The sequence below is a fragment of the Streptomyces odontomachi genome (assembly GCF_024435355.1).
GTDB lineage: Bacteria > Actinomycetota > Actinomycetes > Streptomycetales > Streptomycetaceae > Streptomyces > Streptomyces odontomachi.
On record NZ_JAMJWG010000007.1, the window covers coordinates 126,550 to 150,730 of the forward strand.

Annotated in this window: 23 protein-coding genes; 9 read left to right on the plus strand and 14 right to left on the minus strand. The window is 71.3% G+C overall.

Going from position 1 to position 24,181, the window contains the following annotated elements; all coding sequences use genetic code 11:
- Positions 1 to 103 precede the first annotated feature (103 nt).
- A complete protein-coding gene (locus tag NQO67_RS16930) occupies positions 104 to 988 on the minus strand; it encodes an MBL fold metallo-hydrolase (RefSeq protein WP_255950827.1) in 885 nt (294 codons plus the stop codon).
- A 285-nt stretch (positions 989 to 1,273) separates the two neighbouring features.
- Between NQO67_RS16930 and ybiA the strand changes: the two genes are divergently transcribed.
- Positions 1,274 to 1,915, plus strand: a complete 642-nt coding sequence (ybiA, locus tag NQO67_RS16935) for a riboflavin biosynthesis intermediates N-glycosidase (RefSeq protein ID WP_255950828.1) — start codon at positions 1,274 to 1,276, stop codon at positions 1,913 to 1,915.
- 65 nt (positions 1,916 to 1,980) lie between these two features.
- The gene (locus tag NQO67_RS16940) at positions 1,981 to 2,493 is read left to right on the plus strand and encodes a hypothetical protein (RefSeq protein WP_255950829.1); all 513 of its coding nucleotides are present in this window, start codon (positions 1,981 to 1,983) and stop codon (positions 2,491 to 2,493) included.
- Between the two features lie 53 nt (positions 2,494 to 2,546).
- On the opposite strand, the gene NQO67_RS16945 is transcribed toward NQO67_RS16940, so the two are convergent.
- The 3 genes from NQO67_RS16945 to NQO67_RS16955 are packed head-to-tail and all read right to left on the minus strand — an operon-like array spanning position 2,547 to position 5,852.
- Positions 2,547 to 3,911: a Gfo/Idh/MocA family protein gene (locus NQO67_RS16945; RefSeq protein ID WP_255950830.1), complete on the minus strand. Its 1,365-nt coding sequence runs from the start codon at positions 3,909 to 3,911 to the stop codon at positions 2,547 to 2,549.
- Positions 3,912 to 3,964: 53 nt separating this feature from the next.
- Entirely contained in the window at positions 3,965 to 4,882 is a 918-nt protein-coding gene (locus tag NQO67_RS16950; RefSeq protein ID WP_255950831.1) for a carbohydrate ABC transporter permease, read from the minus strand.
- Positions 4,872 to 5,852 (minus strand): carbohydrate ABC transporter permease, encoded by a 981-nt coding sequence (locus NQO67_RS16955; RefSeq protein WP_255950832.1) that lies wholly within the window; start codon positions 5,850 to 5,852, stop codon positions 4,872 to 4,874. Before NQO67_RS16955 ends, NQO67_RS16950 begins: the two co-directional genes overlap by 11 nt.
- A gap of 560 nt (positions 5,853 to 6,412) precedes the next feature.
- On the opposite strand from NQO67_RS16955, the gene NQO67_RS16960 reads away from it, so the two are divergent.
- Positions 6,413 to 7,423 (plus strand): LacI family DNA-binding transcriptional regulator, encoded by a 1,011-nt coding sequence (locus tag NQO67_RS16960; RefSeq protein ID WP_255950833.1) that lies wholly within the window; start codon positions 6,413 to 6,415, stop codon positions 7,421 to 7,423.
- A 731-nt stretch (positions 7,424 to 8,154) separates the two neighbouring features.
- Positions 8,155 to 9,459 (plus strand): ABC transporter substrate-binding protein, encoded by a 1,305-nt coding sequence (locus tag NQO67_RS16965; protein ID WP_255950834.1) that lies wholly within the window; start codon positions 8,155 to 8,157, stop codon positions 9,457 to 9,459.
- 166 nt (positions 9,460 to 9,625) lie between these two features.
- On the opposite strand, the gene NQO67_RS16970 is transcribed toward NQO67_RS16965, so the two are convergent.
- The 6 genes from NQO67_RS16970 to NQO67_RS16995 all read right to left on the minus strand — a co-directional run bounded on the left by NQO67_RS16970 (position 9,626) and on the right by NQO67_RS16995 (position 17,546).
- Positions 9,626 to 11,041, minus strand: coding sequence for a glycoside hydrolase family 5 protein (locus NQO67_RS16970; protein ID WP_255950835.1), 1,416 nt, complete (start codon positions 11,039 to 11,041; stop codon positions 9,626 to 9,628).
- Positions 11,042 to 11,222: 181 nt separating this feature from the next.
- Positions 11,223 to 11,615: a DUF2267 domain-containing protein gene (locus NQO67_RS16975; protein ID WP_255950836.1), complete on the minus strand. Its 393-nt coding sequence runs from the start codon at positions 11,613 to 11,615 to the stop codon at positions 11,223 to 11,225.
- 116 nt (positions 11,616 to 11,731) lie between these two features.
- The gene (locus tag NQO67_RS16980; RefSeq protein ID WP_255950837.1) at positions 11,732 to 12,655 is read right to left on the minus strand and encodes a carbohydrate ABC transporter permease; all 924 of its coding nucleotides are present in this window, start codon (positions 12,653 to 12,655) and stop codon (positions 11,732 to 11,734) included.
- Positions 12,652 to 13,722, minus strand: a complete 1,071-nt coding sequence (locus NQO67_RS44280) for a carbohydrate ABC transporter permease (RefSeq protein ID WP_255950838.1) — start codon at positions 13,720 to 13,722, stop codon at positions 12,652 to 12,654. The genes NQO67_RS16980 and NQO67_RS44280 overlap by 4 nt, the downstream gene beginning before the upstream one ends.
- Entirely contained in the window at positions 13,719 to 15,041 is a 1,323-nt protein-coding gene (locus NQO67_RS16990; protein WP_255950839.1) for an ABC transporter substrate-binding protein, read from the minus strand. Before NQO67_RS16990 ends, NQO67_RS44280 begins: the two co-directional genes overlap by 4 nt.
- Before the next feature lie 462 nt (positions 15,042 to 15,503).
- Entirely contained in the window at positions 15,504 to 17,546 is a 2,043-nt protein-coding gene (locus tag NQO67_RS16995; RefSeq protein WP_255950840.1) for a glycogen debranching N-terminal domain-containing protein, read from the minus strand.
- 272 nt (positions 17,547 to 17,818) lie between these two features.
- Here NQO67_RS16995 and NQO67_RS17000 point away from each other — a divergent pair, with 272 nt between their 5' ends.
- Complete coding sequence (locus NQO67_RS17000) at positions 17,819 to 18,946, plus strand: LacI family DNA-binding transcriptional regulator (RefSeq protein ID WP_255950841.1); 1,128 nt, start codon at positions 17,819 to 17,821, stop codon at positions 18,944 to 18,946.
- 140 nt (positions 18,947 to 19,086) lie between these two features.
- A complete protein-coding gene (locus tag NQO67_RS17005) occupies positions 19,087 to 19,545 on the plus strand; it encodes an OsmC family protein (protein ID WP_255950843.1) in 459 nt (152 codons plus the stop codon).
- A 159-nt stretch (positions 19,546 to 19,704) separates the two neighbouring features.
- Here the strand turns inward: NQO67_RS17005 and NQO67_RS17010 are convergent, their stop codons facing one another.
- Complete coding sequence (locus tag NQO67_RS17010; RefSeq protein WP_255950844.1) at positions 19,705 to 19,896, minus strand: DUF4236 domain-containing protein; 192 nt, start codon at positions 19,894 to 19,896, stop codon at positions 19,705 to 19,707.
- 145 nt (positions 19,897 to 20,041) lie between these two features.
- Between NQO67_RS17010 and NQO67_RS17015 the strand changes: the two genes are divergently transcribed.
- On the plus strand, positions 20,042 to 20,878 hold the full coding sequence (locus NQO67_RS17015; protein WP_255950845.1) for a hypothetical protein: 837 nt from the start codon (positions 20,042 to 20,044) through the stop codon (positions 20,876 to 20,878).
- A 34-nt stretch (positions 20,879 to 20,912) separates the two neighbouring features.
- On the opposite strand, the gene NQO67_RS17020 is transcribed toward NQO67_RS17015, so the two are convergent.
- The gene (locus tag NQO67_RS17020; protein ID WP_255950846.1) at positions 20,913 to 21,389 is read right to left on the minus strand and encodes a GNAT family N-acetyltransferase; all 477 of its coding nucleotides are present in this window, start codon (positions 21,387 to 21,389) and stop codon (positions 20,913 to 20,915) included.
- Positions 21,390 to 21,549: 160 nt separating this feature from the next.
- Between NQO67_RS17020 and NQO67_RS17025 the strand changes: the two genes are divergently transcribed.
- The gene (locus tag NQO67_RS17025) at positions 21,550 to 22,239 is read left to right on the plus strand and encodes a maleylpyruvate isomerase N-terminal domain-containing protein (protein ID WP_255950847.1); all 690 of its coding nucleotides are present in this window, start codon (positions 21,550 to 21,552) and stop codon (positions 22,237 to 22,239) included.
- Between the two features lie 73 nt (positions 22,240 to 22,312).
- On the opposite strand, the gene NQO67_RS17030 is transcribed toward NQO67_RS17025, so the two are convergent.
- Entirely contained in the window at positions 22,313 to 22,930 is a 618-nt protein-coding gene (locus tag NQO67_RS17030; RefSeq protein WP_255950848.1) for a LysE family translocator, read from the minus strand.
- A gap of 174 nt (positions 22,931 to 23,104) precedes the next feature.
- Between NQO67_RS17030 and NQO67_RS17035 the strand changes: the two genes are divergently transcribed.
- Entirely contained in the window at positions 23,105 to 23,557 is a 453-nt protein-coding gene (locus tag NQO67_RS17035) for an Lrp/AsnC family transcriptional regulator (RefSeq protein WP_255950849.1), read from the plus strand.
- A gap of 46 nt (positions 23,558 to 23,603) precedes the next feature.
- Here the strand turns inward: NQO67_RS17035 and NQO67_RS17040 are convergent, their stop codons facing one another.
- Positions 23,604 to 24,116, minus strand: coding sequence for a ribonuclease FAU-1 family protein (locus tag NQO67_RS17040; protein ID WP_255950850.1), 513 nt, complete (start codon positions 24,114 to 24,116; stop codon positions 23,604 to 23,606).
- Positions 24,117 to 24,181: the final 65 nt, after the last annotated feature.

Below are 24,181 nucleotides of genomic sequence, written 5' to 3' on the forward strand. Positions count from 1 at the left end.
CGTCGTTGCCATGAGCCATGACGGACCCGAAGCGGGAGATGTGACGGCGGCGCGGCAGCCCGGCGCCGGCGTTCCGGGGCCACGGGGCACGGGTGCCGAGGGGTCACCACCGCACGGCGGTGAAGTCGATCGGCCGGGGGGACAGGCCCCGAGTGCGGACGGTCAGCGCGCGCAGCCGGGCGGCCATGTCGGCGGCGGGCAGCCGCTTGCGGTCGCCGTGCCCGGGCAGCAGCCACTCGAAGCGGAGGCGGGGCGCCGTGCGCTCCAACGACGCGGCCAGTTCCGTGATCGAGTACCAGGTGACGCTGTCCACCACTTCGACGTCCCCGGTGGTGCGCGACCAGTAGAGGCTGTCGCCGCTGAAGCAGTACGTGTCGTCGGCGACGTAGAGCACGCTGCCCTCGGTGTGCCCCGGCAGCGGATGCGCCACCACCCCGTCGGTGATCTCGACGGGATCGGTGCCGCGCAGCACCATGTCGGCGTCCGGGGCCGCGGACAGGTCGCCCTCGTGGATCCACAGCCGCGCGCCGAACCGGTCCGCGTAGGCGCGCCCGTGGGCGGCGTGGTCGCGGTGGGTGAGCAGGACGTCCGTCACCGGCCCGAGGGCCTCGTACCTCGCGGACAGGGCCGCGCTGAAACGCGGGGTGTCGATCATCACGTTCCCGGCGGGCCGGGTGAGCAGGTACGCGTTGGCCGCGGCGGTGCGCGGCGCGTTGTGGCCGCACAGGTGGACACGCTCGTCCAGACGCAGCGGGAACGGGTCCTGCGCCGGGTCCAGGGCGCCGGCGCCGTGCCGGATGGACCGGGTGTGGCAGGCGTACGCCGCCGCGTACACGGCCCGTTCCTCCGCGGCGGTGCGCGGCTGCCGGACGACCGCGGAGCGGCCGTCGACCTCGTCGATCAGACCGGGCGCGAGCTGCCGTGCGACATCGCAGTTCGTGCAGCGTTCGTCGACGTGCCAACCGGTGTCGGCGGCGGGGTCGTTCATGGCTGGATCCTCCTGGTCGGGCGGCAGCGCACGATAGGGACGAGGGTAGGGGAATTCGGTGGGCGAATGAATATCAGACGGTTCTCGATATCCATAATCCTGCCGTTCTTGACATTTCCTGGAATTGCTGTTCCGGGTCCGTCAAATCCGTGTCTGAGCTGCTGTTTCGCGGAATTCTTCCGATCGTCCTTGACGTATCTCGGGTGGTGTGTTCTATCGCGGATCGGCGGCCGGTCGCGAGAAATTCGATCGTCGTTGTCAGTGGTGGGTGGCAGGATCGCCGCCATGGAGGACGTCGAGCCGGAGGGTGCCGTAGGGGTGGAGAACACCGAAGCGGAGAAGAGCGGGCCGCCGAGTGCCGTGGGGGCCCGTAGCCGGGAGGAGCTGGCCGCGCTGGTCGCCGCCGGTGCGCAGCCCAAGTGGCTGATGTTCTGGGGGCACCGACCCCAGCGTGACGGCTCCGTCGGGCCCGGCGCGCTGAGCCAGTGGTGGCCGTCGGCGTTCACCGTCGACGGGGTGCGCTACGCCAGCGCCGAGCACTGGATGATGGCCGGCAAGGCCCGCCTCTTCGGCGACGACGCGTCCCTCGCGACGATCCTCGCGGCCGGTACGCCCGCCGAGGCCAAGAAGTTCGGGAGGCTGGTCCGCGGCTTCGACGAGGCCCGCTGGTCCGCCGCCTGCTTCGACCTGGTCGTCGCCGGCAATGTCGCCAAGTTCGGCCAGGACCCCGCCCTGCGCCGGTACCTCCTGGACACCCGGAACCGCGTCCTGGTCGAGGCCAGCCCCCGGGACCGCGTCTGGGGCATCGGCCTCGGCGCGTCCGACGACCGGGCCACCGACCCGGCCCGCTGGCCCGGTCGGAACCTGCTGGGCTTCGCCCTGATGGAGGCACGGGCACGGCTGGCAGCGGGCGGGCCGGACGCATAGCCGCTCCCGCCTGACGCCGTGTCATTCCCGGGCTCGCCCCCCGAAGAAGGAAGGATCACCACCCCATGCCCGCCGCCCCCCTCGCCCAGACCAGCAGCACCGTCTTCGTGGACGCCACCAGCGTCGACCTGTGCGGCGAAGACCTCGTCGTGGAGTTCGAGCCGAGATGGACCGACGACGGCCTTGTCGAGGTCGATCCGGACGGGGACGCGGCACGCATCCTGACGGGCCAGGAGATCGGCGAGATCCACGTGACCGCGCAGCTGTGGGACGGCCCGCCACCGCTCCCCGACGACCTCGACGCCTGGCAGGACATCAGCGAGGTCTCCGCCGCCTGGCGCTCCGCGTTCCTCGACTTCGGCACGACCGGCACGGCGGAGAACCCCGCGGAGCGGCTCTCCCTGCCCGGCCCCGGTGACTACCGGCTGCGCGTCCACGGCCGCCATCGCGACGACGGCGACCCGCGCGACACCGATCAGCCGGTGGAGGAGTACCTGATCCAGCTCTGGCCCGCCCCGCAGGCCGAGGCCCACGTCATCAGATCGACCAGTGCCACGGCCGCCGGCTGGCGGGCCTGAGGAGACCTCGCCCGAGGCGCCCGGCCGGCAGGCCCGGCCGGGCGCCCGCGGCATCACGGTGCCGTCGTCACCAGCGGCCCCGCCGCCCCCAGGTCCAGCTGGTCGACCCGCACCGCCGCCCCGGAGTCGAGGGAACGGTTCGCGGCCAGGCCGACGACGACCGAGGCCACGCCGTCCCGCCAGGACGCCGCATGGCCCAGCGGATCGTCCCCCACGCCCGCGAACAGGTCCCGCAGCAGGACCGCGTCCCCACCGCCGTGCCCGCCCTCGCCCGCGGGGATCGGCACCTCCTGGGCGACGTCGAAGTGGCGCTGCACGACCAGCCGTTCGCCGACCGGGCGGGCCGCGTCGGCGGCGACGGCGTCGGGGTGCGCGCTCGGGTCGACGAGGACCCGGCCGTCCTCGCCCAGCAGCACCGAGCCGCGTTCCACGACGGTCAGCTCGGCGCGGCCCCGGGTGCCGTTGACGCCGACCGTGTACCCCTCCCACGGGGCGTGCGCGTTGAGGGCGTACGACATCGTGGCGCCCTGGGAGTAGTCCACGACGAGGGACAGGTTGTCCTCGATGGTGATCCCGGGATCGAAGACGTCCTGGTCACGCCGGTAACCGTCGTGGTGCTCCTGGTCCAGGTACAGCGCCTTGTACATCGGCTCACGGCGCAGGTCCAGGCAGAACGCGTCACGCAGCGGCGAGTCCGTCGTGCCGCGCTCCGGGCGCGGGCCGAGGCCGCGGCGTGCGGCGGCGTCGGCGCCGTAGAAGCGCAGCCCACCGCTGGCGTAGACGCGTGTGGGAGTGGCGTCCAACCACCAGTTGACGAGGTCGAAGTGGTGCGAGGACTTGTGCACCAGCAGGCCCCCGGAGGTGGCCTTGTCCCGGTGCCAGCGGCGGAAGTAGTCCGCGCCGTGCGCGGTGTCCAGCAGCCACTCGAAGTGCACCGAGGTGACCTCGCCGATCTCACCGGCCGCGATGACCCGCTTCAACGCGGTGTTACGGGGGGAGTAGCGGTAGTTGAAGGTGACGGTGACCCGCCGACCGGTGCGCCCGACGGCCTCGGCGATCCGGCGCACCCCCTCCTCGCTGGTCGTCAGCGGCTTCTCGACGATCACGTCGGCGCCGGCGTCGAGGGCCGCCACGACGACGTCCGCGTGGCGGGCGTCCGGCGGGGTGACGATGACGCGGTCGACGGCGTGCCGGCGCACCGCCTCGCCCACCTCGTCGGGCGCGAAGCGGGCGGGCAGCTGGGCGCCGGCCCGGCGCAGGCGCTCCTCGTAGACGCCTACCCGACCCGGGTTGGTGTCGCTCCACGCGACGAGCCGGCCGACCTCGGCATGCACGCCGGTCAGCGCGTCGATGTACATCTGGGCACGTGAGCCGGTGCCGACGAGGGCGTAGCGCAGCGGCGAGCTGAGGGCGGACACGGGGGTCCTCCTTCTCTGGGATTCTCCGGGCTTCTGGGATTCTCCGGGGATCGTCACCTGATCCCCGTGGTGGCGATGCCCCGCAGCAGCCAGCGCTGGCCGAACAGGAACACCAGGAAGAGCGGCAGCAGCGAGATCACCGACATGGCGAACATGCCGCCGTAGTCGGACGAGGACTGCGCGTCCAGGAAGGTGCGCAGGGCCAGCGGGGCGGTCCAGTTCTCGGGCCTGGTGAGGTAGATCAGCTGCCCGAAGAAGTCGTTCCAGGTGCCGATGAAGGTGAAGATCGCCGTGGTCGCCAGGGCCGGCACCATCAGCGGCAGGATCACCTGGAGGAAGATCCTGGGATGCCCGGCGCCGTCGAGTCGGGCCGCCTCGTCCAGCTCGCGCGGGATGCCACGGATGAACTGGACCATCAGGAAGACGAAGAACGCATCCGTGGCCAGGAACTTCGGCAGGATCAGCGGCAGGAACGTGTTCAGCAGGTTCAGCTGGGAGAACAGCACATACTGCGGAACGATGATCACATGGATCGGCAGCATGATCGTGCCGAGCATCAACGCGAACAGGAGCCTGCGCCCCCGGAAGCGCAGCCGTGCGAAGGCGTACGCGGCGAGCGAGCAGGAGAAGAGGTTGCCGACGATCGCGCCCAGCACCAGCAGCGCCGAGTTGACCAGGTACTTGCCGAACGGGGACCCCAGCGCGCTCCAGCCGTTGGAGTAGTTGGCCAGGGTGAGGTGGTGCAGGCTCAGTCCGGAGTCCCGGAAGATCAGCTCGTTCGGCCGGAAGGAGCTGATCAGCAGCCAGAGGAGCGGATAGAGCATCGTCAGGGTCAGCGCGATCAGCAGGGCGTGCTTGAGCAGGCTCGTCACACGGAACCCGCCGGCCGGGCGCCGGCCCGCCACCGGCGGGGGAAGCGGTGCGGGGCGCCGGTGACCGGGCTGCCGCCCCAGCAGGGAATCAGTCGTCATAGAACACCCAGAATCGTGAGGACCAGAAGTTCACGGCGGTGAAGAGGGCGACGATGACCAGCAGCACCCAGGCCATCGCGGACGCATAGCCCATGTGGAACCTGCCGAAGCCCTCCTTGTAGATGTACAGGGTCGTGAACAGGGTGGAGTCGCTGGGGCCGCCGCTGCCGCCCGAGACGATGAAGGCCTGGGTGAAGGACTGGAAGGCGTAGATCACCTGGAGCACCAGATTGAAGAAGATGATGGGGCTCAGCAGGGGCAGGGTGACCGACCGGAAGCGCCGCCAGGGCGTGGCACCGTCGACCTCCGCGGCTTCGTAGTACATGCGCGGGATCTGGCGCAGCCCGGCGAGGAAGATGACCATCGGCGAGCCGAACGTCCAGATGTGCAGCAGGACGATGGTCCCCAGAGCCGTGTCCGGATTGGAGATCCAGCCCTGCCCGTGGATCCCGAACAGTTCGAGGAATCGGTTCACCAGACCTTCGGTTCCGAAGACCTGGCGCCACAGGATGGCCACCGCCACCGAACCGCCCAGCAGCGACGGAAGGTAGAGCGCCGAGCGGTAGAACGACAGGGCGCGCAGCCCCCGGTCGAGCAGCAGGGCGAGCGCGAGCGCGAGAGCGAGTTGCAGCGGCACCGAGACGACGACATAGCTGAGCGTCACCTTGAGGGACGTCCAGAACTCGGGGTCGTCGAACATCTGGGTGTAGTTCGCCAACCCTGACCAATGGGGCGACTGGAGTAGGTTGTAATCCGTGAAGGACAGGTACAACGAGGCCAGTACCGGCCCGATGGTGATGAGCAGGACCCCCACCAACCAGGGGGCGAGGAAGATGTACGCCGCGCGGTTGTCCCTGTTCTCCCGGCTGCCTCGTCCGGCCCTGTCGCCCTTGGTGCGACGTCCCGATGTGTGCGGCGGCCCGGACCCGCTGGATCGGGCGAGCGTGCGGAGCTCACCGATGGTGCTCACGTGTGCCGACTCCTTCGTGGTGCGGTGAGAGCTAGGGGGTGTCGTCAAACTCCCGTCTGCCCGGCGGGCAACGACGGGAGTTTGACGACAGGACCTAGGGGGTGTCTGACAAATGCCCGCGGCGTCGCGGCGTCTGGCACGCACGCTCGCTGCGTTGCCGGAGCGCCCACGTGACTCCGCCACGAGGGCGCTCCGGCGCCTTGCGATCGCACGCACCAGACGCCGCTCCTTCCTCCACGCTCATTTGCCAGACACCCCCTAGGGCCTGTCCGGCGGATTCTGCTGCGGTCGCGGGGTCGGGCACGCCCTCCCCCACTGCCCTGAACGGGCGTGGGTGGGGGCACCTCCCACGCCTTTCAGGCAGTGGGGAGTACCCCCAGAAAACGCTTTCTCGGCAGTATTGTCATTGCGCACCATCGCATCAACCCCCGTAGCACCAGGCCCTTTTCGCCACAGCCGGCACTGCCGGGCCGTGCACCGGACGCAGATCTCCAGGCCGCTCGCCGGACACGCGGCTCGCAAGGACGAGCCAGACGAGCCAGACGAGAGGGAACGACGTGATGCGCAACCACCGCCGTGACACCCCGACCATCTCGGACGTGGCAGCGAAGGCCGGCGTCTCCGCGGCAACCGTCTCGCGTGTGATGAACGGCCGCTTCGTCGGCGATCCCGCGGTCGCCGAGCGGGTTCGTGAAGCGGCCACGGCGTTGCAGTACTCACCCAGCCCGCTGGCCCGCGGACTCGCACTCGGCCAGACGAAGACGGTCGCGTTCGTGGTGCCGGACCTGGGCAACCCCACCTGCCAGGAGCTGCTGCACCGCTTGACGAAGGCCGCCGCTCGGGACGGCTACCGGGTGCTGGTGGCGGACTCGGACGAGTGCGCGGAGGACGAGGCGCTGCTCGCCATCGAGACCCGCCGCAGATGCGACTGCCTGGTGCTGTGCGCGCCGCGCATGCCGGACAAGGTGCTGGCCCGCCTGGCGCCCCGGCTGCGACCGCTGCTGCTCGTCAACCGCCCGGCGCCGGGCCCTGACGTACCGTCGCTGTCGGTGGACTACCGCGCCGGCGCCAGCCAGCTCGCGCGCCACCTCCACGACCTGGGGCACCGCCGGTTCGTCCATCTGACGAGCACAGCGACGAGCACCTCCGAGGCCGAACGGCAGCGTGGCCTGGACGACTTCACGGCCGGCACCGACGGGGTCGTCGTGCACCGGCTGGCCTGCGGCACCTCGACCGCCGACGGGCACGCCGCGACCGGGGCCGTGCTCGCCAGCGGGGCGACCGCGGCCCTGGCCCACAACGACCTCGTCGCCATCGGACTGCTCGCCGGCCTCACCGAGAACGGCCACCGGGTGCCCGCCGACATATCGGTCGCCGGCTTCGACGACATCCCGCTGGCCCGCCACGTCACCCCGCCGCTGACGACCGTGTCGGTGCCCTGGGAAGAGATCGGCGCACAGGCCTGGCAGCGCCTGCACGCCCAGATCACCGGCCAGGACGCCGGCCCGTCCGTCACCTACCGGCCACACCTCGTGGCACGGGCCACCACCGCACCCGTGGCCAGGCCCTGACCGCACGCATCCCACCCGGTGACCGCCCTCCTGACGCCATGCCCTGCTTGCCCCTGCCGCGTCACGCCGGCCGGCGATCTGACGCCGAGTTGCAGATAACGGCTCGCCCGGACAGGGCGGTGTCCCTACCCTGGCCGGAGCGGGATCGCGCGCGTTCCCGCAGGTTGCGGAGCCGTGGCAGAGCGGCCCATTGCGATCGGCATGGGTGGGGCCCCGCCCATGTCGACTGACGGGGACCGGGCGGGCCTGCCCCTACCTGTCCGCGGGTTCGAATCCCGCCGGCACCGCAACCGACCCCGCACCGGGTGCGGTGCGCAGGACCGTCTCGTCACAGCGCACCACGCAAGGCGGGCCTGCACCCGACCTCCCGCGGACGGTCTCTCCGGTGTCAGCCGAACCGGCCACCTGATCTCCGTGGAGCCGCTACTTTGTGCCACGTGACCGGCTCTCGGACGTGACGTGTGCGTATGCCGTGATGTCAGGGGCGGTGCGGTGCTCGAGCGTTGACAGCCTGTGACAGCGCTATTAATTTGACGTACTCGAGAGGCGGGAAACCGCTTTCACGCGTCTGTGCGCGGTGTATCGCCGTATCGGCGGAGCTCGGAAGGGCCTCTGAGCCGCCCGAGCACAAGCGGTCGGTGTCGCCCGAGCACATGCGGGTCGGTGCCGCGCCTTCGCCGTTCCCGCAGATGCGGCATTCACCCCCCAAAGCCCCCCAGAGACGAGTTTCGATGATGCGAACACCCCCGAAACGGCACCGAAGGCTTCTGCGTGCAGGGGCGGCCGGGGCCGTCGCGGCGCTGCTGACGCTCAGCGGCTGTGGCGGATCGGACAGCGCGGACGGCAAGACCACGATCCGCTTCTCCTGGTGGGGCGACGACGGGCGCGCGGCGACGACCAAGAGCGTCATCGCCGACTTCGAGAAGGCCAACCCGGACATCAAGGTCGAGACCGAGACCAGCGACTTCGAGTCGTACTTCGACAAGCTGGCCACGGAGACCGCCGCGGGCGACGCTCCCGACCTGATGACGCTGGGCGGGGCGTACCCGCGCGAGTACAGCGACCGCGGAGCGCTGCTCGACCTGAAGACCGTCTCCGACGAGCTCGACCTGTCGAAGTTCCCGGCCGCCACGCTCTCCGCGGCCAAGTTCAGCGGCACCCTCTACGGCGCGCCCACCGGCGGCAACGCCATCGCGATGATCACCAACCCGGCCGTCTTCAAGGCCGCCCACGTGCCGCTGCCGGACACCAAGTCCTGGACGTGGGAGCAGTTCGCCGACATCGCGAACAAGATCACCGACAACAGCCCCAAGGGCACGTACGGCTTCGAGCCGCGGGTCATCGACACCCTCGGTGTCTACGCGGGTCAGCGTGGCACGCCCATCTTCGACGCGAAGGGCGAGCTCGGCGTCCAGGAGTCCACCGTGCAGGACTACTTCAGCATGGAGAAGGACCTGCTCAAGGGGGGCGGCATACCGTCCGCCGAGACCATCCAGGAGGTCGGCTCCGCGGCGCCCGAGCAGACGCTCATGGGGCGCGGCAAGGCCGGCATGTCGATCATCTACTCGAACCTGCTCGGTGCCTTCAACCAGGCGGCCGGCGGCGGCCTGAAACTGGTCACCATCCCCGGTGAGCACCAGTACAAGCAGCCGGGCACCACGGTGCTGCCCTCCCAGTACTACTCGATCTCGGCGAAGTCCGCGCATCCGGAGGCCGCTGCCAAGCTGCTCGACTACCTGATCAACTCGCCGGCGGCGGGCCGAAAGATCCTCGACGACCGCGGGCTGCCGTTCAGCCCCGAGGTGAAGGCGGCGATCACCGGCTCGCTCGACTCGGCCGGCCGGGCCAACGCGGACTACGTCGACCAGGTCTCCCACAACGGCGCCCCGGCCGCACCCGACCCGCCGGCCGGCGGCTCGTCGCTCAACGACATCACCTCCAAGCTGGACTCGGACGTGCTCTTCGGCCGGAAGACGCCGGAGGCCGCCGCCAAGGAGTGGGTGGCCCAGATGAAGCAGGCGCTCGACTCGGCCTGATGCGCCACCGGCCCTCGACGTGCTGCGTCCCCGGGCCCAGCGTCGGCACGGTCCTTGCAGGGCCTGGTGGACATGGTCCCTGAAAGGCCTGGTGGAAACGGTCCTTGAAGGGGCCCGGAGCTGCACCGTTCGCAGCTCCGGGCCCCTTGTGGTGTGCGCGGCCGGGTCACGGCCCCACGGGCGGCCGGTCGAGCAGGTGCGCGCGGAGCACCGCGGACAGCGCCGTGCGCTCCACCGAGCGGTCGAAGCGGAACGACCGGGCCGCCTCGACGGCCTCCTCGACCGAGATGCCCTCGAACAGCGCCGCGAACCGCTCGGCGAGCGGCTCGGCGAGCAGGATGTGCCGGACCAGTACGGCGATGTGCGGCCGGTGGCCCCACGGATAGGGCGCGTAGTCGGGGAACTCCCGCTCGAAGAGCGCCTCGATGGGGTCCAGGACGTCGCGCACCCCGGCGTCCGAACCGCCCCACGAGTCCACGCCCAGCCGTGCCTTCTGCTCCAGGGCCGGGCGGATCCGCTCCAGGTACGGGCTGTCGGGCGCCGCGTGGACCAGCCCTTGCAGGCCGATGTCCTTGTACGTCCACAGCGACCAGCTGGCCCCGTGCTCCCGGTAGATCTCCAGCTGGTCGCTCAGCAGCGCGAGCCGCCAGCCGTCCTGGGCACGGTCGGCCGGGTAGACCGGACCGAACTCGCCGATCCACACCGGTGTGCCGGTCTCGCGCATGTACGCCGTGCGGCGCAGGAAGGTCTGCTCGACCACCGAGCGGTCGACGTACTCGCCACGCGTCACACCCGGGTAGGCGCTGGCGCCCATGATGCCGGGCAGGGCGTAGTCGTGCGCCGTGTAGACCGTGTTGGGCAGCGGCTCTGCGCGCCGCGCGAAGAGCGAGAAGTCGGTCGAGTACCGGTTGCCGTCCAGGAAGAGCACGTGCCGCGGGTCGATCGCGCGGATCGCCCGCTCCAGGCGTTCGTAGAAGGCGAGCAGGACCTCGCCGGTGGACTCGGACGGCTCGTTGACCGGGTTGTAGCCGGCGACCTCCGGCCGGTCGCGGTAGCGCTCGGCCAGCTGCTCCCACAGGGCCACGACGCGGTCCTGGAAGTGGCGGTGCGTCCAGAACTCGGCGCGGTGGGTGGGGTTGTCGCTGTGCCAGTGCTGGTTCTGCGCACCGGGCAGCGCGTGCAGGTCGATGATCGAGTAGATGCCGTGCCGGGCGAGCAGCGTGATCACCCGGTCGAGCGCGGCGAACCCGTCCTCCTTCCACGCCATGGGCCGGTCGTCGTCCTCGAAGTGCCGGTAGTTGACCGGGATGCGGACGGAGTTCAGGCCGAGGGAGGCGAGGTGGCGGGCGTCCGCCTCGTCGAAGAAGGCGGTCAGGAAGGTGTCGAAGAAGGCGTCGTAGGCCGCCTCGCCCATGGCGGCCCTGAGCAGGCGACGGATCTCGCGCTCGCTGCCTGGGTAGCCGGTGATGAAGTTCTCCATGTTCATCCAGCCACCGAGGCCGACACCCCGCAGGACGACCGTGCGTCCGCGCTCGTCGGCGAGCCGGTCACCGTCGACGTGGAGCCATTCGAGAGCGGGCATGAGGTCTCCTGACGCGGTGGCCGGACCGACCGGCGTGAATCGGCGGCATGAATCGGCGGCATGAATCGTTTCATCGTGAAACTAGGCAACGGCCCCCCATGCGTCAAGAGTGATCAACCGGGGTCCACGGAGGCATGCGACGGCGCCCACGTGGGGGAACGTCGCCGCCCCCGGCAGCCGATCAGGTGAGCTCCGGCTTGCCGAACAGCGCCGCGTAGCCGGACGGCAGCTGGCTGATGAGCTGGTTCAGCTCGCCGCCCGAAACGGCCTCCCCGACCGTGGACAGCACGGCATGCGCGTCCTGCGCGCCACCCCGCGCCCGAACGGGTGCGGCACGCTCGGTGACACGGCGCTGGAACTCCGTCACGCCGAACGCCTCATGCGTGTCCCCACGGGCGCCCTGAAGCACCTCACCCAGCCGTCCGGGCAGCTGCGAGGCCAGGTCGTCGGCCTCGTGGGGAGTGAGCCGCTCCCCGAGCACCCGGAGGACGGCCTCGGTCGCCTGCGCGGCCTCCTTGCGGTCGGCGTACTCGCCGCGGTCGCGGACCCTCGCCATGAATGCCTGGTACTTCATGTTCACCGCTCCTCACCGGCGCATCGGGCACCCCGGGTACCCCTGGGGGGCGGCGGACACGCCCGTCGATCCAGGTCACCGGGGCGCCCGGCCGCGCCCGCTCCCGGTGGCGCCCGCTACTTCACCCCGCCCGCGGTGAGCCCCGCGATGATGCGGCGCTGGAAGACCAGGACCGCCGCCACCAGCGGGACGGTGACCAGCACGCCGGCCGCCATCTGGGTGCCGTAGGGCTGGTCGAAGCCGTGCGCGCCGGTGAACCGGGAGATGGCGACCGTGGCGGTCTGCATGTCCTTCTTGTTGACCATGGACAGGGCGATGATGAACTCGTTCCAGGCCGCGATGAACGTGATGATCGCGGTGGTGAAGACCCCCGGCGCGGCCAGCGGGATGATCACCTTGCGGAACGCCTGGCCACGGGTGCAGCCGTCGACCATCGCGGCCTGCTCCAGCTCGGCCGGCAGCTGCCGGAAGAACGCGGTGAGGTTCCACACGGCCAGCGGCAGCGCGAAGGACATGCTGGGCGCGATCATCGCCTGGTAGGTGTTGATCCAGCGCAGGTCGGTGAAGAGCCGCAGCAGCGGGACGACCATCGAGATGCCGGGGAACATCGAGGTGGCAATGATCACCGCCGCCGTCAGGGACTTGAAGCGGAACTCGAGGCGGGCCAGCGCATATGCGGCGGCCACGCCCACCAGCAGGGTGAGCGCCGTCGTCGCCCCCGCCACCACGACGCTGTTGAGCAGCGCCCGCTGGAAGCCCACGTCCGGCTTGAAGACCGCGGCGAAGTTCGCCACGGACCACGGATGCGGCAGCGCAGCCAGCTGGAACTGGTCGGTGGGGCGACGGAAGGCGGACACCACCATCCAGTAGAACGGCGCCAGGCAGTAGACGATGACGACGGTCAGGCCCGCGTAGCGCCGCACCGCCCGTCCACCGCGCCCCCGCCGGCCACCCCGGCCCGCACGCGCCGATCCGCGCGACGCCGCGGTGGGGGGCGCCGACGAGGTCGCCCCGGTCACGTCGGCCGTGTCCGCACTCATCCCTGCACTCCTGCCTGCGCCGTCCGGTCCGCGCGTCGCGCGCGCGGGAACAACCGCGCCGACCTGTCCTCCGGCGCACGCGGGGAGCGCGCTTCGGCGATCAGATCGGCGCCGAGCAGCTTGACGAAGACGTACGCGACGATCACCACGTAGCAGAACAGCAGCGTGGCGTACGCGGCGGCCGGACCGTAGTGCAGATTGCTGGCCTCGTTGTAGGCCAGCACGGACAGCGTCTGCACGGAGTGCTTCTGGCCCCCGGTCAGCACGTACGGAAGGTCGAACATCCGCAGCACATCCAGGATCCGGAACAGCACGGCGATCAGCAACGTCGGCTTGACCAGCGGCAATGTGATGCTGCGCAGCTGCCGCCAGGAACTCGCGCCGTCCACCCGGGCCGCCTCGTACAGCTCGCCGGGGATCAACTGGAGCCCGGCGAGCACCAGCAGGCCGATGAACGGCGCCGTCTTCCAGGTGTCCGCGATGATCACGGCGAACTTGGCCGGCCAGCCGTCCGCGGTCCACAGCACCTGGTGGCCCAGGAGCGCGTTGGCCACCCCGTCGGCGTCGAAGACCCACCGCCACAGCAGCCCGGAGACGGCGGTCGGGATCGCCCAGGGCACCAGGATGCTGGCCCGCACCAGCCCCCGGCCGCGCAGCGCCTGATGCATCACCAGCGCCATCGCAAGACCCAGCACCACCTCGACCGCGACCGTCACGACGGTGAAGAACGTGGTGTTCCAGAACGCGTTCCAGAACGCCGAGCCGTTCGCCCCGGTGAAGGCGTCGAGGTAGTTGTCCAGGCCCGCGAACCGGTCGCCGCTGATCACGAAGCCGTTGGCGTCGAGCCCCTCGCCCTGCCGGTAGAACGACTCGCGCAGCGCGGCCAGCAGCGGATAGCCGATGACCAGCGCGAGCACGACCAGCGTGGGGGAGAGCAGCAGCGCGGCCAGGGTGCCCTCGCCCCGCCCGGCCCCACGACGGCGGGGACGGGCGGGAGACGGCGCGGCGTCCGGCGCCGCGGATCCACCGGGACCGGTGGGTTCGGTGGGTTCCGTCGCGGTGGTCACTGCTTGGTGAGCTTCTCGAGGTCGGCCTGGAGGGCGTGCAGGGCGCTGTCCGGATCGCCCTTGCCGGAGATCACCGGGTACACGGCTTCCTGGATCGCGGTCGACACGTCTCCGTAGCGCACCGCGAGCGGCCGGGGCACGGCCCGGTGCGTGGAGTCCTTCAGCGCATCCAGGTAGGGGAACTTCTTCCGCAACGTGGGGTCGTCGTAGAGCGCGGTGCGGGTGGGCGCCTCGGACGTGGCGAGCATGTTGGCCCGCTGCGCCTTCTCGCTCGACAGGTACGCGATGAAGTCCCGTGCGCTCGCCTTGTGCTTGGCGAACGACGACACCGCGAGGCTCAGGCCACCCAGCGTCGACGAGCCCGGACCGTGCTGCCCCGGGAGCGCCGCCACCTCGAACTTGCCCGCCACCTTCGACGAGCCGTCCGTCTTGTTGGCCAGGTCCCACATGTACGGCCACTGCCGCTCGAAGACGTAACCACCGTCCTGGAACGCCTTGCGCGCGTTCTCCTCCTTGTAGGTGAGGGACGCCTTCGGGATGAGGCCGCTCTTGAAGGAGTCCGCCAGCCAGGTCAGCGCGGCCTTCGCCTGCGGAGTGTCCACGGTGGGCTTGCCTGCGGCGTCGAAGACCCGGCCACCCGCCGACTGCACCGCCTCGGAGAAGTTGACGACCAGCCCCTCGTACTTGTCGAACTGGCCGGTGTAGCAGTGCAGGTCCTTGCCCTGCGGCAGCTTCTGCACCTTCGCGCAGTCGTCCTGCATCTGCTGCCAGGTGGTCGGCGGGGCCTTGATCCCGGCGGCCTTGAACAGGTCGGTGCGGTAGTAGAGCAGCGCCCCGTTGGACTGCCAGGGCACGGCGTAGAGGGTGCCGCGGTACTTGGCGGTGGCCAGCGAGACCGGTAGCAGCCCGGAGGTGTCGACGGCCTTCGTCAGCGACGCCGGCACCGGGTCGACCCAGCGGTTCGCAGCGAACTCCGCCGTCCAGGTCACGTCCAGACCCAGCACCGCATAGGCGTCCGACTTCACCTGGGCGTTCTGCACCATCTGCTGGAGCTGCGCGTCGGCCGCGTCCGGCAGCTCGATGAGGGTCGCCTTCTCGCCGGGATGGGCCTTGTTCCAGACGTCCAGCTGGTGCTGGAGGTTGCCCGAGGTGTCCTTGTGGACGGCGAGCGTGATCGGGCCCCGGTCGTCGGTGCCGGACGCGTCGTCGCCCGAGTCACCGCTGCCGCAGCCGGCCAGGGTCAGTGCGCCCACGGTGGCCAGCGCGCAGCACGCCAGCCCCGTGCGGCTCCCGGCACCCCGAATCCTTCTCAGCTTCATGTCGCGCCTCCTCGATCGGCCCGTGCGCCGGCCCGTGCCGTCCCCGGCGATACGCAGCGATACCCAAGTGGTGGGCGGACGAAGCGTGAACGGCGCCCGCAAGTGGCTCGCAGGTGCGGGGCGGGCAGGTGGGCGGACCCTGTGTCGGGTTGTGCAGAACGGTGGATGGGTAGGTCTGCGGAACGTGCCGGGCGAGTGTACGAGCGAGATCGTGGACGTTGTTCGTGACGGGTCCGTGCGGTTCGTGCAGGGACTTCTCGAACGACTCCCCGAACGCATCTCGGACGCTTCTCGAGCGGGTTCTCGAACGTTCTTGAACGCGTGTCAGAGCAGATTGTTTGATCGTTCAAAGCGGCTGTGCGTGGGAGCTTCCCCGGCTGCGCTTACTGCGTCAACCCCTTCGGAAGCCTTCTGTCAGTGCGGCGGGCGCATCCGGGCGTCACCGTGTCGCTTGAGGGCCGCTCAGGCCGGGGGCTTCGGGGCGGACGGCGCCCCGCCGCCCGCGTGCTCGACGGGTCCCGTGTGCGTGGTGGGCCAGCCCTCCAGGTAGGCCAGCACCGCGACCGCGCCGGCCGCCGCCCACGCCTGCGGACGGCACGACGTCGGATAGGCGAGCACCGGTTCGCCCTGGTGGCGCGCGGTGCCGCCGTACAGCTCCGGCAGCCGGCAGTCGAACTCCTGCGCAGCGGCCAGCAGCCCCTCGGCGAGCGCATGCGCCACGCCGTGCTGGCCCTCGGCGGCCAGGCCCAGGACCGCGATGGCGGTGTCGTGCGGCCAGACGCTGCCGCAGTGGTAACTCAGCGGGTCGAACGCCCTGCTGGCACAGGAGAGCGTACGCAGCCCGTACCCGCAGTCCAGGTCGGGCTGGGCGAGCCGGTCGGCCACCAGTGCCGCCTCCGCGCCGCTGAGCAGCCCGGTACCGAGCAGATGGGCCATGTTCGAGGCGGCGCCGTCCACCGGCCGCTTCGCCCCGTCCAGGGCGATCGCCGGGTAACCGCCGGAGGCGTCCTCGACCCAGAAGGCCGCCCGGAACCGGGTACGCAGCAGCGCGGCCCACTCCCGCCACCGGTCGGCGCCCGGCTCGCCGAACGCGTCCAGCAGGTCGGCGCCCCGCACGGCCGCCGCATGCGCGTAGCCCTGCACCTCGCACAGCGCCAACGGCCCCTCGGCGTGCCGGCCGTCGGACCAACGGACCGCGTCCACCGAGTCCTTCCAGCCCTGGTTGGCCAGGCCGCGGTGCCCGGACGGCCGGTACTCCACGAACCCGTCGCCGTCCGCGTCCCCGTAACGGGTCAGCCACGCGAGCGCCGCCCGCAACCGCGGCAGCAGTTCCTCGACGTCCCGCGCGGGCAAGCCGGCCCGCCACGCGTCGTGCAGCAGCCGGACCCAGAGCAGGGTGGCGTCGATCGTGCCGTAGTACCGCGGCGGAATGACCATCTCGCCCAGGCGCAGCGTCTCCCGGCGCACCTCGTGCAGGATCTTGCCGGGCTGTTCCTCGGCGGTCTCCTCGACGCGGCTGCCCTGGCGCCGGGCCAGCGCCCGCAGGGTGCCCGCGGCGATCCTGGTGTCCCACGGCAGCAGCAGGGCGGCCGACCACAGCGCGTCCCGTCCGAACAGCGTGAAGTACCAGGGGCTGCCGGCCGCGAGGAACACGTCGTCCGGGTCCCGAGGGTCGGCGAGCAGCATCGCAGCGAGGTCCTGCCGGCTCACGTCCAGCAGCCTGCGCCGCACCGGGTCGCGCGGTGACCGCACGCCCTGCGGGAGGTCGGCGAGCGGGGGCGTGGCGGTGGCGGGGAAGGCGGCAGGGAGGAAGGCCTCTCCGCCGGTCCGTTCGCCACCGGCCGGTGGCTTCGCACCGCTGCCGGAACCGTCCTCCCGGAGCCCGTCGGCGCCGGTCGCGACCTCGCCCACCCGCACGTACAGGCGCAACCGCGCCGGGCGGGCGGGCAGCAGGGTGACGGCGAAGACGAGCAGGGCGCCGCCGTCCTCGGCGCGCACCTCGTCCGGGCGGCGGTCCGCGGTCAGGGTCACCTCCTGGGTGTCGTCCGCCCACCGCACACCGTCAGGACCGGGCTCGGGCGCCACCGCCGGTGCCGGTTCACCGCCGCGCACCACGTGCACCGGGGCCAGGTCGGTGGCGCACCGCACCAGGAGCCGTACGGTGATCGGGTCGCCGGAGCCGTTCACCAGCTCCAGTTCCTCGGTCAGGGCGGCCGGCCGCACGGTGCGGCGGCGATGCAGCAGCACGGAGGCGTGCGGGGCCTGCGCCGGTCGTAGCTGCGCGGTGAAGACGGCGCGTGCGGCACCGTCCTGGCGCCGGCCCACCGGCACCGTCCGGGCGTCCGCCGCGGCCACCTCCAGGCGCGAGAGCACCCTGCGGTCGCTGTCGTAGCAACCGTCGAGGTCGGCCGCGCGGATCTGACCGTCAGGGGCGCTCAGACACACGGTGGGCGCGCACAGGACGGTGACCAGATCATGCAACGGGGGCTGGCGGTAATGGCTCAATTCGCCTCCCGTACACGCCGTCGCGCGACTTGGTAGCGTGGGCCACGGCACGGTTTGAACGTGCAACTCAGGCGGGCACCGTACCGGAATCGGCGTGCACCACGCCAGAGGCGCCCGGGAGCGAACGGGGGCCACGGGAACGCGCCGGGCGCGGAACAATGACGGGCATCAGGCATCAGGCATCAGGCATCAGGTATGGGCACCGGGCGGCGCGCCGGGTGCACCGGGCCGATCGGGCCGACCGAGGCGAGCGACAGGGGTGAGGGAAGAACGTGGCAGAGCGGAGGCGGTGGGCCGTGCCGGCCGCGGCCCAGCCGACGTTGGTGGACGTCGCCGCGGCGGCCGGAGTGTCCCGGCAGACCGTCTCCAACGTCCTGCACGCACCGGACCGGGTACGCCCGGAGACCCGGGAGCGCGTGGAACGCTTCATCGCCGAACTGGGTTACCAGCCCAACCGCGTCGCCCAGGACCTGCGCGCCAACGCCTCACGGATGATCGGATACCGCATCAGGCCGCTCGCGCCCGGCGCACTGGCCTCCATCCATGACCGCTTCCTGCACGCCCTGGCGGAGGCCGGCCGCGCCGCCGACCGCCATCTGCTGCTCTTCACCGCCGACGGCCCCGAGGCCGAGGTGGAGTGCGCGGCGCGGCTGCGGCGCAGCGGGGGAGTGGCCGGTGTCGTGCTGTACGACGTCACGGCGTCCGACCCGCGCCCGCCGGCCCTGCTCGAACGCGGCGTGCCCTTCGTGGCGTTCGGTCGCACCGCCGAGGCCACCGACCGCTATCCCTGGATCGACGTCGACAACCCCTCCGGCACCGCTGCCGCCGTGGACCACCTGGTGCACCGCGGTCACCGCCGGATCGGATTCATCGGCTGGCCTCCCGACGACACCATCGGCACCCGGCGCGCGCAGGGCTGGCAGGCCGCGGTCGAACGGCACGGCCTGACCGCCGCGTGCCGTTCCCTGGACGCGCGGGGTGAGGACACCGTCGCCGCCGGCGCGGAGATGGCCTACGCCCTGCTCGGGCAGCCCGGACCGCCCACCGCGTTCGTCACCGCCACCGACACCCTCGCGGTGGGGGTGTTGCGGGCCGCCCAGCAGTGGGGCCTGGAGGTCGGCCGTGACGTCGCCGTCGTCGGCTTCGACGACACCCCCACCGCCGCCGCACTGGACCTGAGCAGCATCCGCCAGCCCATCGAACTCGTCGGCCGCCAGGTGATGGCGACCCTGCTGCACGCCACCGCGGCGACCCCTCCCGCGACGACCGTGCCCGCCGGATCCTGCCCGCCGGACCCTGGGACCGTCGCCCACCACCTCGCGCCCGCGCCGCCGGAACAGCTGCTGACGCCCCGGCTGATCATCCGCTCGTCGAGCGCCAGCCCGGCGCCGCGAAGATGAGCCAGCCTGATCAGGTGATTCAAGGCGGGTACCGGCGCGGGTGTCCCGGCACCGCTCATGACCGCGACTGCTCATGCCCGCGACGGTAGGACGCCCATGCTTCGGTGGTCGCCGAAACGTCCGCGATCTACCGTTGCATCATGATCAGCCACACATACGCCGCCCACCTGCACTGGGACGGCTCCACTGCCGCCGGTGTCCGCTCGTTCTCACGCGATCACACCGCCGTCGCACCACCCGCCGCCGGGGAAGTGGCGTTGAGCGCGGACCGGGCCTTCCGGGGCAGTCCCGAGCGGTTGAACCCGGAGCAGCTCGTGGTGATGGCCGCCTCCTCCTGCCAGCTGCTGTCCTTCCTCGCCGTCGCCGCCCGCGCCGGCGTCGACGTGCTGGCCTACGACGACGAAGCGTCCGGCCGCCTCGACCTGGCGGCCGAGCCGGCCCGCCTCGTGACGATCCGCCTGGCCGTCACCGTCAAGGTCGCTGCCGGAACCGACGAGGCCAGGGTCGAGGAGCTGGCCGAACAGGCCCACCGCGAGTGCTTCATCGCGAACTCGCTGGCGGTGCCGGTCGAGGTGACCACCACGGTGGTGTCCGACTGACCGAGTGCGCCCGCGGGACCTCGTCGGCCTGCTGCCCGATCGCCCCGGCGCGCCGGCCGCCCGTGGCCGGGCACTCGGCCACGCACTTGCCCGGGCCGCCCGTGCCGCCCAGCGGCGCCGGGTTCGGCGCGTCGGCGCTTCCGGCGGCTGCCGTGCCCGCTAGGACTTTCGGGTCTTGCGGTAGCTGAAGGGCCCGGGCAGATCCATGGACGTGGTGCGGCGGCCCGTGCTGCTGACGGTGTGCCGAGGACCGCCCGACCTGTCGCCGAAGGTGAAGGAGAACGAGCGACGGTTGATGTTGAGTCGCACGCCCGGGAAGATCCTGAAGCTCTTGCGGAAGTTGATGGGCATGGCGCCCACCTCCCTTCGCGGTCGGTGTCTGTCACCGACCCGTCTACCCTCGATCCGCGCCGACTTGACCTGCCGATCGTTCGCAACGGAGCGGGCCGGAGTAATCCCTTGCAGCGGAGGAACCCTTCGTGCTGACGTTGCTCCCATGACCAGGGCCACGAGGGAACCGCTGCCGGGAGGCGGTGTCGTACTGGCGGTACCCGACAGCCGGCCGGGCCCGCCCGCACTGCGCTTCGAGCGGATCACGGGCCGCCGGTGGCTCCTCCGGCAGGGCGGACGACCGCTGATCCAGGCCCGCTCGGAGGGCGACGGCTGCTGCCGCGACCTCCACCTGCGCCGCCTGCCCGGCCAGCGTTCCCCCCTGCCGTCGCTGCCGGCCGCCCGGCTGCGGGGCGGCGCCAACTGGCCGCACCGGTACGCGCGGTGGCTGGAGGAGACCGCACACGGCCCACTGCACCACGGACGCTGGCTGCTGACCTCGCGCACCACCTTCGCGCCGGGGATCTGGGACTGCGACCTCGTCAGCGACTGGCCGGACGCGACCATCGAACTGCTCTGCGGGGGCGGCTGGCACGGTGTCCTGCCGCTGCGCCCGCTTCCCGCACCGGACGCCCCACGGGTGAAGGCGTACCGCAAGCACGCACGCGAGGGCACGCTCGCCCCCGTCCTGCTGTGGTGGGTGTCCTTCCTGGACGGCTGGCTGCTCCTCGACGGCCACGACCGGGCCGCCGCCGCGCTGCTGGAGGGCGGGCCACCGGCCTGCGTGGAGTTGGTCCGCGTACCGGACGACGCGGACTGGCGGGCCACCGCCGAGGACATCACCGAGGCGCACGAGGAACGGATGGCGCGACTGGCCGCACGCCCCGCCGGCCCCCACATCGCACGCCAACAGCAGGCGCTGGAGCGCGGCTACGCCGACGTGCTCTCCACCCTGCCGTACGACGCCGATGTCACCCCCATGTTCGAGCCCTCCGGCGACTGACCACCGCGTGCGGCACCTGCGTCGCGCGCGCCGCTCACCGGTCGCCGCCGAGCACGAACATCACGTGCTCGTCCGTGCCGTGCCGTACCGTCCCGGTGCGCTGGAAGCCCATCTTCTCCAGCAGCCGGACCGACCCGGTGTTCCCGACGAAGGGGTCGGCGTGCAGCGGGCGGTTCCGCTCCCGTTCGAGGAACTGCGCCAGCGCCTTCGTGCCGACCCCTCTGCCCCAGTACCGGCGACCGAACCAGTATCCGAGGAACCTGCTGTCCCCTTCCCACCAGGCCACGACATGCCCCGCCGGCTCACCGCCGACGGTGACCGTCTGCACGAAGACGGCGGGGTCCCCCACGACCCGGGTGGTCCAGTGGGTCATGAACCTCTCGTGCTCCCGCGGGGTGAACCGTGACCGCCGGAACGCCTCGGCGTCCTGCTCGTACGCGAAGAAGACCTCCAGATCGTCCTCGTCGACGTCCCTCAGCCGTACCTCGTCACGTACCTCGTCATCGCCCATGCCCCGGAAGTCTGGCACCGGACACTGACAACGAGTCGCGCCGACCGCGACCCGGCGCGACCCGACCCACCTCGACTCCCCGGACCCGAGAACCGCCTCGACCCGACCCGACCCCCTAATTCGCTGGTTCGGCCTTTCGGCCGCGGACTATCGTGCCGCAGTGGATCTCTTCTCATGCTCCTGGACGGCGTTGCGCGCGGCGGTCGCCGACCTTCCGGACGAGGACTTCGAGCGTCCGTCCGGCTGTACCGGCTGGCTCGTGCGGGATCTGGTGTGCCATCTCGTCATCGGCGCCCAGGACATCCTGATCACCCTGGTCACGCCCGCCGACACCGAACCGACCGTGGACGCGGTCACCTACTGGGGCCTGCCCGGGCCCCCGACCGGCGAGGGCCCTCCCGTGCCGTCCGAAGAGCCCGAACCGGAAGGCCCACCCGACGAGTTGATCCCCCGGCTGGCCGCCGCGTACGGGGAGCCGCGCTGGCTCAGGTTCCACTTCGACGACGTCGGTTCCGCAGCGGGCCGTGCCGCCGAACTCGCCGATCCGGCCGCCCGTGTCGGCACCCAGGGCGAGGTGCTGACCGTCGGCGACTTCCTGTCCGCGTACGTGCTCGAGTGGAGCCTGCACCACCTCGACCTGATCGCGCACCTGCCGTCGGCCGCCGAACCGCCCGCGGAGACCCTCGCCGCGGCTCGCGCGCTGCTGGAGGGGATCGCCGGGACCACGTTCCCGGACACGTTCTCCGACCGGGACGCGCTGCTGGTCGGCACCGGCCGGCGGGCACCGAGCGACGCGGAGAAGGCCGCGCTGGGGGAGGTCGCTGCCCGGCTCCCGTTCGGCCTCGGCTGAGGCACGGGCCTGGCCTGCCGGAGGGCCCTGCACCCGCCGGAGGACCCTGCGTCCGCCGGGGGTGCGGCAGGGCTCAGGCGAACAGCCGCTCCGCCAGCAGCAGGGCGCCGATCACGATCATCGCGGCGCCCGAGCAGCGGGTCACCGCCCTGGCGATGGCCGGGCGGGCACGCAGTACCCGTCGTGCGGTGGCGCCCACACCCGTGTAGACCACGGCACAGTTGGCCGTGTGCACCAGGCCCAGGAGGGCGATCTGGGCCGCGAACGGCCACCCGGCGCCGCCCGTGACGAACTGCGGCAACAGCGCCAGGAACAGCAACAACGCCTTCGGGTTGAGTCCGCTGATGCCGGCGCCCTTGGTAGCCCGTCGCACCCACGAGCCGGGGGCGTCCCCGGTGGCGGTCTGCGGTGTCGACGGCCGGGCCACCGCGCTCATGCCAAGCCAGATCAGGTACACCGCGCCGGCCACGGTCAGCACGGTCAGCGCCACGGGGGAGCGGGTCAGCAGCGCGGCCACTCCGCCGGCGACCGCGGCGGTCAGCACCAGATAGCCGGCGAGCAGGCCGCCGACGGCGGGCAGGATCGTCCGGTCACGCAGCCCCGCAGCGATCGCATAGGCCCAGTCCGCACCCGGGACGAGCACCAGCAGAAAGGAGACCGCCCAGAACGGGGCGATGCTGCCGATCGTCATACCTCCACCCCACCCTTCTTGCATTCGGTCGACCGGGTGTCGCCCGGATGTCGGCCGAGTGCCCGCAGGACCGGCGGATTCCCCGGCCATCCGAAGGGGAGATTAGGCGTATTTCCGTAGAATGTGTTTCTAACTTTTCCATGGTGTGTGAGAAGGTGTGGAAGAATCTCCTCCGTGGATGACGTAGATCGAAAGATCCTTGCCGAACTCCAGCGCGACGGGCGTCTGACCCTCACCGAGCTGGCCGAACGGGTCCGCCTCAGCGTGTCCCCGTGCCACCGTCGACTGCGGGCCCTGGAGCGCTCCGGCGCGATCAGCGGCTACCACGCTCGGCTGGACGCCCGTGCTCTCGGCCTGACCTTCGAGTCACTGCTCTTCGTCACCATGCGCTACGAGGACCGCGAGACCGTCGCCGCCTTCGAACGGGCCGTGGCCGACATCCCGAACGTGCTGCAAGCCCAGCGTCTGTTCGGCGACCCCGACTTCCTGCTGCGCATCGTCACCCGGGACCTGGAGGCCTACCAGCAGCTCTACGACGAGCGCCTCGCGACGCTGCCCGGCGTGCAGCACCTCAGCTCCACCCTCGTCATGAAGAGCGTCGTCGAAGCGCGTCCGCTGCCCTTGTGACGGTGCCGGGGCGCCTTCATTCGACCTCTTTTGGTCTCTTCTGACCTCAGCCGACCTGGTCGAGCCAGGCGCGGTAGCGGCTGCCGAACGGCTCCGTGCCGTTGCGTAGCGCATGCGACAGCCACGCGGTCGCCGCCTCGGCGTGCGCGACCACGTCCGGTGGATAGCCGTAGTGCAGGCGATGACGGGCGAACTCCTCCTCGTCGTCGACGAAGACGGCTCCGCCCTCCCGTGTCCGGCAGACGTCGAGGTCCAGGTCGACCATGGTCACTTCCCCGCCGTGCAGCCATTCAGGGTTAGTGGTGACGTCGCAGTACGCGTCCAGACGGGCGGGCGCATCCTGGAACAGCGCAGTCCACCAGGCGTCGTGGGGAAACAGCATGACCCGTCGCTCCTGAGTGGAGTAGACGTGCTCCTCGCCGCCCTTGCCGTACACCGTCCCGATCGGCGCGCCAAGCCAGCGTCCGTACTCGTCCTCCCCCAGCCACGCCATGGAATGGTGCCAGTGCAGACCGTCGTCGAACTTGCGGACCACGACCCGGACCTCGACGTCTCGCATGGCGCGAGGCTATGCGAAGGCAGCTCCGCCGTATCGTCCTGGACGGCCCCCACTGCCTCAAGGAG